Annotated in this window: 13 protein-coding genes; 9 read left to right on the forward strand and 4 right to left on the reverse strand. The window is 67.1% G+C overall.

Going from position 1 to position 13024, the window contains the following annotated elements:
- Window positions 1-13 precede the first annotated feature (13 nt).
- Window positions 14-472, reverse strand: a complete 459-nt coding sequence (locus LFT45_RS08950) for a flavin reductase family protein (protein ID WP_214854164.1) — start codon at window positions 470-472, stop codon at window positions 14-16.
- 194 nt (window positions 473-666) lie between these two features.
- Here LFT45_RS08950 and LFT45_RS08955 point away from each other — a divergent pair, with 194 nt between their 5' ends.
- The 3 genes from LFT45_RS08955 to nrdR all read left to right on the forward strand — a co-directional run bounded on the left by LFT45_RS08955 (window position 667) and on the right by nrdR (window position 3422).
- Complete coding sequence (locus LFT45_RS08955; RefSeq protein WP_236807993.1) at window positions 667-1239, forward strand: hypothetical protein; 573 nt, start codon at window positions 667-669, stop codon at window positions 1237-1239.
- 41 nt (window positions 1240-1280) lie between these two features.
- The gene (gene hisD, locus LFT45_RS08960) at window positions 1281-2675 is read left to right on the forward strand and encodes a histidinol dehydrogenase (RefSeq protein ID WP_442863611.1); all 1395 of its coding nucleotides are present in this window, start codon (window positions 1281-1283) and stop codon (window positions 2673-2675) included.
- 147 nt (window positions 2676-2822) lie between these two features.
- Complete coding sequence (gene nrdR, locus LFT45_RS08965; protein WP_236807994.1) at window positions 2823-3422, forward strand: transcriptional regulator NrdR; 600 nt, start codon at window positions 2823-2825, stop codon at window positions 3420-3422.
- A gap of 167 nt (window positions 3423-3589) precedes the next feature.
- Here nrdR and ppgK read toward each other — a convergent pair whose 3' ends face one another.
- Together ppgK and map are read right to left on the reverse strand one after the other, a co-directional pair.
- Window positions 3590-4393: a polyphosphate--glucose phosphotransferase gene (gene ppgK, locus LFT45_RS08970; RefSeq protein ID WP_236807995.1), complete on the reverse strand. Its 804-nt coding sequence runs from the start codon at window positions 4391-4393 to the stop codon at window positions 3590-3592.
- Between the two features lie 78 nt (window positions 4394-4471).
- Window positions 4472-5350, reverse strand: coding sequence for a type I methionyl aminopeptidase (map, locus tag LFT45_RS08975; RefSeq protein ID WP_236807996.1), 879 nt, complete (start codon window positions 5348-5350; stop codon window positions 4472-4474).
- 125 nt (window positions 5351-5475) lie between these two features.
- Between map and LFT45_RS08980 the strand changes: the two genes are divergently transcribed.
- Window positions 5476-5640 (forward strand): SPOR domain-containing protein, encoded by a 165-nt coding sequence (locus LFT45_RS08980; protein WP_003801719.1) that lies wholly within the window; start codon window positions 5476-5478, stop codon window positions 5638-5640.
- Window positions 5641-5680: 40 nt separating this feature from the next.
- Here the strand turns inward: LFT45_RS08980 and panB are convergent, their stop codons facing one another.
- A complete protein-coding gene (gene panB, locus LFT45_RS08985; protein WP_236807997.1) occupies window positions 5681-6586 on the reverse strand; it encodes a 3-methyl-2-oxobutanoate hydroxymethyltransferase in 906 nt (301 codons plus the stop codon).
- Window positions 6587-6828: 242 nt separating this feature from the next.
- Between panB and glnA the strand changes: the two genes are divergently transcribed.
- The 5 genes from glnA (at window position 6829) to LFT45_RS09010 (ending at window position 12913) form a co-directional block, all read left to right on the forward strand.
- The gene (glnA, locus tag LFT45_RS08990) at window positions 6829-8169 is read left to right on the forward strand and encodes a type I glutamate--ammonia ligase (protein ID WP_236807998.1); all 1341 of its coding nucleotides are present in this window, start codon (window positions 6829-6831) and stop codon (window positions 8167-8169) included.
- Window positions 8170-8178: 9 nt separating this feature from the next.
- Entirely contained in the window at window positions 8179-11190 is a 3012-nt protein-coding gene (locus tag LFT45_RS08995) for a bifunctional [glutamine synthetase] adenylyltransferase/[glutamine synthetase]-adenylyl-L-tyrosine phosphorylase (protein ID WP_236807999.1), read from the forward strand.
- Window positions 11191-11211: 21 nt separating this feature from the next.
- Window positions 11212-11637, forward strand: coding sequence for a VOC family protein (locus tag LFT45_RS09000; protein ID WP_236808000.1), 426 nt, complete (start codon window positions 11212-11214; stop codon window positions 11635-11637).
- 6 nt (window positions 11638-11643) lie between these two features.
- Window positions 11644-12159: a GNAT family N-acetyltransferase gene (locus LFT45_RS09005; protein ID WP_236808001.1), complete on the forward strand. Its 516-nt coding sequence runs from the start codon at window positions 11644-11646 to the stop codon at window positions 12157-12159.
- A gap of 103 nt (window positions 12160-12262) precedes the next feature.
- Complete coding sequence (locus LFT45_RS09010; RefSeq protein ID WP_236808002.1) at window positions 12263-12913, forward strand: hypothetical protein; 651 nt, start codon at window positions 12263-12265, stop codon at window positions 12911-12913.
- The last annotated feature ends 111 nt before the right edge of the window (window positions 12914-13024 follow it).

The following is a 13024-nucleotide window of genomic DNA, read 5'->3' on the forward strand; positions in this document are numbered from 1 at the left end:
ATTTCGGTGCAGGTCAGATTTCGTAGTCCAGCGGAACCGGCTGCCCGTAGGTTCCGGAGTGGTACAGCAGCGGGGTGCCGTCTTCGCCAACCTGCCCCTCCACCACTTCGACCACCACGACGGCGTTGTTCTCAAATGACAGGCGCATCTGGATCTTGCCGATGAGCCAGCCGGCAACGTCCTTGAGCACCGGCACGTCATGGGGTCCGTGGGCCCAGTGGTCCCCGGCGAAGCGTTCCTTGGTGCGCGCGAACCGGTCGGCCAGTTCCTGGTTCTCCAGCCCGAGCATGTGCACGCCGATGTACGTGGTGTTGGCCACGGCCGGCCACGAGCTGGAACTGCGCGCCATGTTGAAGGTGAAGCGCGGCGGTTTGGCTGAAAGCGAGGCAACGGAGGTTGCCGTGAATCCGTAGGGGACGCCGTCGTAGTTCACGGTGATGATGGCCACGCCCGCAGCGTGCCGGCGGAACATCTCTTTGAACGTGCCCTCGAAGGCGACATCATCTGAGGTCACTGGAATCGATCTCCCTACTGCATCCGTGCCGATTGAGTCTCTAGTACAAGACTATGGGGCTTCCGGGCGGATGGGAGATTCCCTTGACGGGCAGACACGCGGCGCGGAATGCCGGCCAACATTTGCCAAATAACATTTGTTAGCGTTTCTTCATGACCCACCCTGCACCCGTCCCTCCGGTCCGCTCCTCCCACGAGGCCCACGGCGCGCGACGGCGACCCGGCAGGGGCTACGCGTGGGCGGCCGGAATCGTCGGTGCCGGCATCCCCGCCGGGCTCCTCTGGTGGCTCCTGGCCCCGGGCGGGCAAAACCTCATATCGGGAAACTCCGCGCTGTCGTCCGGAACCAACAGCCAGGGCTGGCTGCCCCGGGACCTGGTCCTGGCAGGACTGTTTGTGTTCGCGGGCTGCCTGGTGGCTGTGCTGTTGTCCGGCCGCCGCGACGGCGGGACGCGGCGGTTCCTTCTGCTTTCGGTTGCGGCAAGCGCAGCGGCAGCCGTCCTGGCGTGGCAGACCGGCGTGCTGGCGGGCCTCTGGCTGGGAAGCCCGCAGGACACATCGGCCAACGCCAGTGTGGCCTTCTCACTCCGGTCCCTGACTGTCCTTGTCCTCTGGCCCGCGGCCGTCGCCGCCGGCTTCTTCGTCCTGCGCATCATCAGCTTCCTCCGCGCCTCCGTGGACCAGGACCCCGACGGCGACACCGCCGACGGCCGAACGTGGCAGTAACACTCGTCGGGGCGCGGGGCCGCGGCGCGTAAAATGAACGGGTGACCACTTCTCCGGACAGCTCCACGAACGTAAACAGCCAGGCACGCCCGAATGCCCCCGTCGTCGATTTCCGCACCGTTGACCTGCGCGGCCGCAGTCTCAGCCTGGCCGAACTCCGCGAGGCGGTGCCGCGGGCACGGCAGCAGACAGTCGCAGACGCGGAGCAGAAGGTCACCGACATCATCACGGACGTCCGCCAGCGCGGCTTTGCCGCCCTTGCTGACTTCGCCCGGACGTTCGACGGCGTCGAGCAGACGCATCCGCGGGTTCCGGGCGATGCGCTGCAGTCAGCGCTGGACGGCCTGGACCCTGCCGTGCGTTCGGCGCTTGAGGAGTCCATCAGCCGTGCACGCCGGTTTGCGGACGGCCAGCGCCCGGCCGACGTCGATATCTCCCTGGGCGACGGCGCAGTGGTGAGCCAGAAGTGGGTGCCCGTGGCACGCGTCGGCCTCTACGTTCCGGGCGGCCTGGCGGTCTACCCGTCGTCGGTGATCATGAATGTGGTTCCGGCGCTGGCTGCCGGGGTGGAATCGATCGCACTCGCCTCGCCGCCGCAGAAGGACTTTCGCGGCCTCCCGCACCCCACCATCCTGGCCGCTGCGGCGCTGCTCGGCATTGACGAGGTCTATGCGATCGGCGGTGCCCAGGCGATCGCCGCCTTCGCCTACGGCGTGCCCGGCGCATCAGGGACTCCCGCACTCGAACCTGTCGACGTCGTGACCGGGCCCGGGAACATCTTCGTGGCCACGGCCAAGCGACTCGTCAAGGGCGTGGTGGGAATCGATTCCGAGGCGGGCACCACGGAAATTGCCATCCTCGCGGACTCCTCGGCCCGCCCGGCCTTCGTCGCCGCCGACCTGATCAGCCAGGCCGAGCACGACCCGAAGGCCGCCTCCGTCCTGATTACGGATTCTGTCGAGCTGGCCGCGCAAGTCCGTGAGGAGCTGGAACTGCAGGCTGCATCCACCAAGCACAGCCAGCGTGTCCGCGAGGCACTTTCCGGCCCGCAGTCCGGCGTCGTGCTGGTTGACGGACTCGACCAGGGGATCGCAGCGTGCGACGCCTACGCGGCCGAGCACCTGGAAATCATGACCGTGGACGCCCCCGCCGTGGCGGCGCGGATCCGGAATGCGGGTGCCATTTTCGTCGGCGACTACAGCCCGGTCAGCCTTGGCGACTACTGCGCCGGCTCCAACCACGTGCTACCCACGAGCGGTACCGCGGCGTTTTCGTCCGGGCTGAACGTGACCACGTTCCTGCGCGCCATCCAGGTGATCAACTACTCGGAGGCTGCGCTGGGGCAGGTCAGTGGTCACATTGTCAGCCTGTCCGGCGCTGAGGACCTCCCCGCTCACGGCGACGCGGTCACGGTCCGGTTCCAGGCGCGCAGCTGACCACTACATGTAGGGACAACCCACTACATGTAGTAATTACAGGCTTGTTATTCGGCTATATATGCCCATAGACTGGTGCCGGAAGAAGCTTCGGTAATGGGCGTCCTGATAAGGGCTCCCCGTGAAGGGGAGGAAGGGGAGGGGAACGTGTACTGTCCGTTTTGCCGCAACCCTGACTCACGCGTGGTGGACAGCCGGATGGCCGACGACGGTTCAGCCATCCGCCGCCGCCGGCAGTGCCCCGAATGCGGGCGCCGCTTCACCACCGTGGAAACCACCAGCCTGTCCGTGATCAAACGCTCCGGCGTGGGTGAGCCCTTCAGCCGCAGCAAGGTCATCAACGGTGTGCGCAAGGCCTGCCAGGGCCGGCCAGTCAGCGAAGACGACCTCGCGATGCTGGCGCAGGAAGTCGAGGAGAACATCCGGGCCTCCGGGGCGGCCGAAATCGACGCCCACGAGGTTGGGCTGATCATCCTCGGGCCGCTGCAGAAGCTGGACAAGGTGGCCTACCTCCGTTTCGCCAGTGTTTATCAGGCCTTTGAATCACTTGAGGATTTCGAATCCGCCATTGCGCTGCTCCGGCACGAGTCCGACGTCGAGGCCAAGGCAGCAACAGGCAACGTGGAGGGCGCGGGCTCCGAAGGCAAGATTCCCGAAGGCAAGAGTCCCGAGGTCAAGAACGCCGAGGTTAAGAACACCGAGGTCAAGAACGCCGAGGCCAAGAACACCGCGAAGAGCACGCTTTAAAGTCTCCGGTGGCGGCAGCGGAGGGGAAGCCGCAGCCGCCACCGGCTCCAGTGAAAACATCAGCGTTATGTAGAACACCGAAGGCGGCAGACACAGGGTCTGCCGCCTTCGGTGTTGATACAGGCAACGCGCTTCTGCGGGCCGCGCTTACCGCTGCCCGCCCTGGTCTACTTCGCCAGGTCGTGCTTGACGGCGATCTCCAGGGCAGCGCCAACGATGCCGGCCTCGTTCTTTAGCTCAGCGGGAACGATCGGAGTGCGCAGCTTCATGCGCGGCAGGTATTCGTCTGCGCGCTTGGAGATGCCGCCGCCGACGATGAAGAGCTCGGGGGAGAACAGGAACTCGACGTGGGAGAAGTAGCGCTGCAGCAGCACGCTGTACTCCTCCCAGCTGAGGCCGTCCCGTTCGCGGGCCACCGCGGACGCCTTGCTTTCGGCGTCGAAGCCGTCGATCTCCAGGTGGCCGAGTTCGGCGTTCGGCACCAGGTGGCCGTTGAAGATGAACGCGGACCCGATGCCGGTGCCGAGCGTGATGACCAGGACGGTGCCGCCGATTCCGGCGCCTGCACCGTATCGGGCTTCCGCCAGGCCGGCCGCGTCGGCGTCGTTGATGACCTCCACGGGGCGGCCGAGGCGGGCCGTGAGCAGCGCGTCGATGTCCGTGTTGAGCCAGCTCTTGTCCACGTTGGCCGCAGAGTGGACCACGCCGTGCTGGATGATGCCGGGGAAGGTCACGCCGACGGGGCTGTCGGCCTCGGGCGCGTCGGGGCGTGCCGAGAGTTCCTCGACAACCTTGGCCACCACCTCCACCACCGCTTCCGGTGTGGCCGGCTGCGGCGTCGCCAGGCGGAAGCGGTCGCCGATCAGTTTGCCCTTCTTCAGGTCGACGATGCCGCCCTTGATTCCGGTTCCGCCGATGTCAATGCCGATCAGCGGGGCGTTCTTGCGGGTCTTTTCGTCCTTCTTGGCCAATGGGATTCCGTTCGTGGCAGGGTAGGGGCTCGGGCTGGGCAAGGGTGACTTGCCGGAATGACGCGCGGTTGCCTGGCGTCAGGGAAGGGTGAGGATTTCGGCACCGGATTCGGTGACGAGGAGTGTGTGTTCGAACTGCGCGGTGCGCTTGTGGTCCTTGGTGACCACGGTCCAGTCGTCGGCCCACATGTCCCACTCGATGGTTCCGAGGGTGAGCATGGGCTCGATGGTGAACACCATGCCGGGCTCGATCACGGTGTTGTAGGCCGGTGCGGCGTCGTAGTGCGGGATGATCAGCCCGGTGTGGAAGGCTTCGCCCACGCCGTGTCCGGTGAAGTCGCGGACCACGCCATAGCCGAAGCGCCTGGCGTAGGACTCGATGGCCCGGCCAATCACGTTGATCTCGCGTCCCGGGGCAACTGCCTTAATGGCCCGGTTGAGGGACTCCTTCGTGCGCTCAACCAGCAGCCGCGACTCCTCGTCCACCTCTCCCACGAGGAACGTGTGGTTGGTGTCGCCGTGGACCCCGCCGATGAAGGCGGTGATGTCGATGTTGATGATGTCGCCGTCCTGCACCACCGTGCTGTCCGGGATGCCGTGGCAAATGACCTCATTGAGCGACGAGCACAGCGACTTGGGGAAACCGCGGTACCCCAGTGTGGACGGGTAGGCGTTGTGCGCCAGCAGGAACTCGTGGCCGATGCGGTCCAGCTCGTCGGTGGTGATGCCTGGCCGGATGTGCTTGCCCACCTCCACGATGGCCTGGGCGGCGATCCTGCTGGCCACCCGGATCTTCTCGATGGTTTCCGATGACTTGACCTCTGACCCCGTGAATTTGGCCGGACCTGGCTTGCCGACATACTCGGGCCTCGCGATCGACGCGGGAACGGCCCGCTGCGGGCTGACGGTTCCCGGGGTAAGCGTGCCGGTGGGTGCGGTCGAGGCTAAGGAAGGCATAGATTGATCATATAAGGCAGCACAGAACGCCATGTAAATTAATGCGCCCGGCGGCTTCCGTTGCGGGCTACGTTACGTGGATCACGGCGGCAGTGTGCTGCCAACCCGGAAAGCGAGGAACACCGATGCCCGAGTATTGGTACAACGTCAAGACCCACATGGTGGAGGAAGACGCGATGTCGGACTGGACCCAGCTGATCGGTCCCTACAAGACCCGGGAAGAGGCGGAACACGCCCTCGAGAAGGTCAAGGCGCGCAACGAAACCTGGGAAAAGGGCGACGACGACTGATTTCGCCGGCGCCCAAGCCCCCTGGAACGGCCCAAGCCCCCTAAAACGAGTGTTCCGGTCCGGGGAACTGTCCCGACCGGACATCCTCGCCATAGGCCTTGGCCGCGTCGCCCAGGACGGTCCGGAGGTCCGCGTACTGCTTGACGAACTTTGCCATCCTGCCGCCGCGGAGTCCGGCCATGTCCTGCCAGACCAGAACCTGCCCCGTGGTGGCATTGCCTGCGCCGATGCCGATGGTGGGCACCGCAATGGCAGCGTCCACGGCCTTTGCCGTCTCCGCGGGAACCATTTCCATGAGCACGCTGAAAGCACCGGCGTCGGTCAGCGCCGCAGCGTCCTCAACCAGCCGCGCGGCGTCATCGCCCCGGCCCTGCACGCGGTAGCCGCCCAGGGAGTGCTCACTCTGGGGCGTGAAGCCAATGTGGGCCATGACGGGAATGCCGGCCTGGACCATAGCTTTGACGGTTTCGGCGTAGAACTTGCCGCCCTCGATCTTCACTGCGTGCGCCAGGCCCTCCTTAAGGAAGCGCACGCCCGTGGCCACTGCCTGCTGCGGCGAAACCTCGTAGCTGCCAAAGGGGAGATCCGCCACCACCAGGGCGCGCTTGGCTGAGCGCGCGACTGCGCGGCACAGCGGCAGCAGCTCATCGACGGTGACGGGAAGGCTGGTTTCGTTGCCGAAGACATTGTTGGACGCGGAGTCGCCCACCAGCAGGACCTCAATGCCGGCCTGGTCGAAGATCTCAGCCGTGTACTGGTCATACGCCGTGAGCATGGCGAAGTGTTCCCCGCTGGTCTTGGCCTGCTGCAGGTGGTGCGTGCGGATCCGGGAGACCGGCTTCCGTGCGGATTCCGACGGCGGCGCTGCGGCTGCCGCGGGGCCGCTCCCGTAAGGCGCAGGTACTTCAGCGGACATGCTTGGATCGGGACTGCTGCTTGAGGCCATGGCTAGAGCGTAGTCCGGGACCCGCCGTGCTAGCCACCGGCGGGCAGCGGACCACCGGTGATTCGCGTCATAACGGGTTGACCGCGCGGTGCTGCCCGGTCTCCGGTTGAGTGTTAACGCTGTGTTACGCGCTGCAGCCCCGCCAGCATCACGCCTAAATGCTTAGTAAAGTGATTCGTGAGCTGCCGCTGCTCCGTCGTGGACGGACCGGGGCATGAACGTAGACCGGAGAAGAGGCCTTCATGGACCGCCAGCAAGAGTTTGTCCTGCGCACGATCGAAGAGCGCGACGTACGCTTCGTGCGCCTGTGGTTCACCGACGTCGTGGGCTCGCTCAAGTCGGTGGCCCTGGCTCCTGCCGAGGTCGAAGGCGCGTTCGACGAGGGCCTGGGCTTCGACGGCTCGGCCATCGAGGGCCTCGCGCGCGTCTTCGAATCGGACATGCTGGCCCAGCCCGACCCGTCCACCTTCCAGATCCTTCCGTGGCGCGGTGAGACCGAGCAGACGTCCCGCATGTTCTGCGACATCCTTACTCCCGACGGCGAGCCCTCGGCTGCGGATCCGCGCAACGTCCTCAAGCGCACCCTGGCCAAGGCAGCCGACATGGGGTTCACGTGCTACACGCACCCCGAGATCGAGTTCTACCTGCTCAAGTCGCAGGAACCGGGGCCCGACGGTTCACCCATTCCGGTGGACGAGGGCGGCTACTTTGACCACGTCCCCGGCGGCGTGGCCCAGGACTTCCGCCGCACCGCCGTGACCATGCTGGAATCTGTGGGCATCTCCGTGGAGTTCAGCCACCACGAGGCCGGCCCGGGCCAGAACGAAATCGACCTGCGCTACGCCGACGCCCTGCAGACGGCGGACAACATCATGACCTTCCGGACCGTCATCAAAGAGGTCGCGCTGCAGCAGGGCACCTACGCCACCTTCATGCCCAAGCCCTTCACGGCCCACCCGGGTTCTGGTATGCACACGCACTTCTCGCTCTTCGAGGGTGACACCAACGCCTTCTTCGAGGCAGGTGCGGAGTTCCAGCTCTCCAAGACGGCGCGCCAGTTCATTGCCGGCATCCTCAAGCACGCCCCCGAACTCACCGCGGTCACCAACCAGTTCGTGAATTCCTACAAGCGCCTCTGGGGCGGGGGAGAGGCGCCCAGCTACCTGAGCTGGGGGCACAACAACCGCTCCGCCCTGGTCCGCGTCCCGCTGTACAAGCCGGGCAAGGGGCAGTCAGCCCGGATCGAATACCGCGGCATCGACTCGGCCGCCAACCCCTACCTTGCCTACGCCGTGCTCCTGGGCGCGGGGCTGAAGGGCATCGAGGGAGGCTACGAACTGCCCGCCGCGGCCGAGGACGACATCTGGTCGCTGAGCTCCGCCGAGCGCCGGGCGATGGGCCACGACCCCCTTCCCGCCAGCCTGCATGACGCCATCCGTGCCATGGAGGACTCGGAACTGATGCCGCAGATCCTGGGCGAGCAGGTCTTCGAGCACTTCCTGCGCAACAAGCGGGCGGAGTGGCAGGACTACCGCCTGCAGGTGACCCCCTATGAGCTGCAGCGCAACCTCGCCATCCTCTAGGCGGCTGCGATGAGCTTGGCCCGCCGGCTCATTACCGCCGGCTTCAGCGACCTCGAGAAGGGCGAACGGTTCCTTGCCGCCCCCGAGCTGGAGGGCATTGACCAGGACATCCTGTTTGCCGGCCTGCAGCTGGCGGCGAACCCGGACGCCGCGCTGCAGTCCCTGGTCCGGCTGATCGAGAAGCACCCGGACCTGCGGAAGCTGGCAGCGGCGGACACGGAGGTGAGCGAACCGCTCTACCGGGTCCTGGGCGCCAGCGAGGCGCTTGGCGAATTTCTTATCCGGCACCCGGAGCACCTCGATGCGTTCAGCGTGACCGCAAGCCCGGAACCGCTCCAGGCCGATCCGGCGGAGCTGCGTGCCCAGCTGCTCAGGTCGGTACGCGCCGACCCCACCGCGGCCCGGCCGGTGGCGGGCATCTCGGGCCCGGAGGCTTACGTGGCACTGCGCACCGCCTACCGCAGGGGCGTGGTGGACCTCGCCGTCAAGGACCTGTGCGCCGCAGACCCGCTGGACTTCATGCCCGCCGTCGGAGCCGAACTCGCGGATCTGGCAGGAGCGGCCATCGAGGCCGCCCTTGCGGTCTCCCGCGCCGAAGCAGCGGGAAAGTTCGACGCCGGGGAGGTCGCCGACGTCGCGCTGTCAGTAATCGGGATGGGCAAGTGCGGAGCCCGAGAACTGAACTACATCTCCGACGTCGATGTCATCTACGTGGTGGAGTCCGGCGGGCTGGACGACGCCCGGGCCAGCACCATCGGCACGGCGCTGGCGTCCGGCATCTCGCGTGCCATATCCTCCCCGGCCCGCGAACCCGGGCTGTGGGAAGTTGACGCCAACCTCCGCCCGGAAGGAAAGTCCGGGCCGCTGGTCCGGACACTGGCTTCGCACCAGAGCTACTACGCCCGCTGGGCGGAGAGCTGGGAATTCCAGGCGCTCCTGAAGGCGCGGACCATCGCTGGCGACGCCGAGCTCGGCGCCCGCTACGAGGAGGCCGTATCGCCGCTCGTGTGGACCTCGGCGAACCGCGACGGATTCGTTGAATCCGTGCAGGCCATGCGCCGCCGGGTCACCGAACACATCCCGCCAGCCGAGGAACAGCGGCAGATCAAGCTGGGCCGCGGCGGGCTGCGCGACGTCGAATTCACCGTCCAGCTCCTCCAGCTCGTCCACGGCAAGTCGGATGAGTCCCTCCGGCGCCGCGACACGACGTCGGCCATCGCCGCATTGTCGACCGGGGGCTACATCGGCCGGGCGGACGCAGCGGCCTTCGACCACGCCTACCGGTACCTGCGCCTGCTCGAACACCGCATCCAGCTGTTCCAGCTGCGCCGCACGCACCTCATGCCGGTCAAGGAGGAGCCCCTCCGCACGCTGGCCAAGGCGGTGCTCGGGCCCTTCTCCACGGACCGGCCGCACCCTGACGCCCTGCTGGCAGCGTGGCAACGGACAAAACGCTCGGTCCGGGAACTCCACGACCGGATCTTCTACCGTCCGCTCCTGAACACGGCTGCCAAGCTGAGCAGCGAGGAAGCGCGCCTGACGCCGGAGGCGGCACAGGGCAGGCTCGCGGCGCTCGGTTACCGGGACCCCCAGGGCGCACTCCGCCACATTGAGGCACTGACGGCCGGGGTCAGCCGGCGCGCGGCCCTGCAGCGGCAGCTGCTGCCCATCCTCCTGGGCTGGCTGGCAGAAGGCGTGGACCCTGACGCCGGGCTGCTTGCCTTCCGCAGGATCAGCGAGTCGCTCGGCACCACGCACTGGTACCTCGGTATGCTCCGCGATTCTGCCGCGGCGGCCGAGCGGCTGTGCCACATGCTGTCCAACTCCCGCCTCATCGCCGACCTCCTGGAAGTGTCGCCGGAATCGGTGTCCTGGCTGGGGACGGACAAGGAACTGGCGCCACTCAGCTTTGAGGCGCAGTGGCAGGAAATCACCTCCAAAATGTCCCGGCACTCGGACCCGGAAAGCGCCATGCGCCTCATCCGGCTCATCCGCCGGCGTGAAATCCTGCGGATCGCTATCGCGGACAGCGCCGGCCTGCTCGGCCAGGACCAGGTGGGGGAGGCGCTGGCAGAGACGGACCGGGCCGCCATCCTCGGTGCCCTGCGGGTCGCGGAAAACATTGTCTCCGCCACTGGTCCGCTGAAGACAGCTGTGCTGGTGGTGGCCATGGGCCGGCAGGGCGGGCTGGAAATCGGCTACGGGTCCGACGCCGACGTCCTGTACGTCCACCGGGCGCTGCCCGGAGCCTCGGACGATGAAGCACAGCAGCAGGCCGCGAAGATCGTGGGCCATCTTTCCAGCCTTCTGACGCAGCCGCTCAAACCGGCGATCATGGCCGAGCGGGTCCTCGCCGTCGACGCCGATCTTCGTCCCGAGGGCAAGAACGGGGCCATGGTGCGGTCCCTGGAGTCCTACGGCGAGTACTACCGCCGCTGGTCGCTCATCTGGGAGGCGCAGGCACTGCTCCGTGCCCGGCCGATCGCCGGTGACGACGGGCTCGCGGCGGACTTCGTGAAGCTGATTGATCCCCTCCGCTACCCGGCCGCGGTCTCCGACGCGGACGTCCGGGAGATACGCCGCATCAAAGCGCGGGTGGAATCCGAACGGTTGCCCCGCGGCGCTGACCCTGCCAGGCACCTCAAGCTGGGACGCGGCGGGCTGAGCGACGTGGAATGGCTTGTCCAGCTGCTGCAGCTCCGGCACGCCGGAAGCCACCCCGAACTGCGCACCACGTCCACCCTGAAGGCCCTGCAGGCGGCGGCCTCGCTGGGGCTGCTGGACAAGGAAGACGCCGGCCTGCTGGCCGACGCCTGGCAGCTCGCCAGCCGGATCCGTTCCGCGAACGTGATCTGGACGGGCCGCGCGTCGGATCTGCTGCCCTCCTCCCGGCGCGACCTGGAGGCCGTGGCCAGATGGTGCGGCTACGAGGAAGGGATGGCCACAGCGTTCGAGGAGGACTACCTGCGGGTGAGCAGACGGGCCCGTGCGGTGTTTGAGAAAGTCTTCTACGGCCACTGAACCGGTGCTAGGTTTGGGCGCATGGCTACCCAAATCTTCATGAACCTGCCTGTCCGGGACCTCGAGCGGTCCGTGCAGTTCTTCACTGCGCTGGGTTTCAAGTTCAACCAGGACTACACGGATGAGAACGCCACCTGCATGGTGATCAACGACGACGCCTTCGTCATGCTCCTCGTGGAGAAGTTCTTCAAGACGTTCACCGCCAAAGAGATCGTGGACGCAACCTCGGCCACCGAGGCCATCATGGCCTTCTCGGTGGATAGCCGGGAAGAAGTGGACCAGATGGTGGGCAAGGCCCTGGCCGCCGGCGGATCCGAGTCCCAGCCGGTGCAGGATTACGGCTTCATGTACAGTCACAGCTTCCAGGATCCGGACGGGCACCTGTGGGAGGCCATCTGGATGGATCCGGCGGGTCCGCCCGCCGACGGGGCGGCACCTGCTTCCTGACGGACCATGAGGCCGGACGTATGGCTCATTCCGTTGCGGGATCTGGATGCCGATGCCCGGGCCATCCAACTGGGTGCGGTGGCGGAACTGGAACTCGCCCCGGGCCAGCAGGAGTTTGTCGGCGACCCCCTGCGCATGATGTTGGCCGGGCTCGAGGACGGGTCCCGCAGGCCCTATGTCATCGAAGCTGGCGGCCGGGCTGCCGGGGTGCTGACGCTGCAGTCGGGGGCGGCCGGGCTGGCGGGCTGGCCCGACGACGACTCCGCCTGGCTGCTTCGAGGGTTCCTGATCGACAGGCGGCGGCAGGGCCAGGGCCTGGGCCAGGCGGCAGCCGCAGCGGCTGTGGCGACCGCCGCCAAACTTACGGCCAGGCTGGGAGGCGGCCAGGCCGGCGTCGTGCTTTCAGTCAACGAACACAACCCAGCCGGGCAGGGAGCTTACCTGAAGGCGGGTTTTGCGGACAAAGGCGTCTATCTGGGCCGCGAGGCCGCCCCGCAGCGGACCATGTACGCAGCCTTCTGAGCGCTGGTCCCGCACCGAAACACCGCCGGACCGTTGCGCCGGCACGGGTGCGTGCCTACGCTGTGTCTTGGCAGTGCACTTCAAACCTTGTTGGGGGGAAGGCTTGAAAGGGTCTTCGTCTCGGAGGCACTCGCCGGAACAGGCTGGCTCCCGGTCTCAGCACGTCGGGGGCCAGCTTCCGGCGCCCCGGCAGCGGCAGGATCTGGCACGGCAGGACGCCGACCATGCCCGGGCGCGAGCCAAGGGCGGCCGTGCCAGGAGGCTCAGGAGGGCCGAGCTGCTGCTCATCGGGGCGGGGGTGGCCGCGACGCTCGTTGCGGCGGCGTACCAGTATGCCGGGATCAGGAGCACTTTGGAAAGCAGCACGGCGTCCTCCCTCTATGCCCAGCAGCAGGAGATCGACAGGATCTTCGTGGACAATGTTGACCTGCAGCCGTACTTCTGGCGCCGTCAGGAACTGCCGGACGCCGCAGCGGTCGCGGATCCCGCGGCGAAGCGGGCGGCACAGCAGCTGGCGGGCCGGGCCGAAGCGACGGCCCACCGGATCCTGGACCACTTCGCTCACCTGAAGTACCAGATGGGAACGCAGGCCTTCACCTCCGAACGGGCGGACTGGGAAGCGTACATCCGGCGGAGCTTCGCGGACTCCCTCATTCTGTGCCGCGCGCTGCGGGATGACCGGGAAGCCTTCGGGGGCACGGGTGCAGACTCGTTGTGGGGACGGTACGCGGAGGAACCCTGCGCCGGTACCTGACCGGGAACGGTGCGTGACCGGAAACGGGTACGTGGCCGGAAACGGCCAAGGGCGGCCACCGGTCAGTAACCGGTGGCCGCCCTTGGCGGTGTCAGGGGGTGTCGCCCTGGG

The organism is Arthrobacter sp. FW305-BF8, assembly GCF_021789315.1.
In the GTDB taxonomy this organism is placed as follows: domain Bacteria; phylum Actinomycetota; class Actinomycetes; order Actinomycetales; family Micrococcaceae; genus Arthrobacter.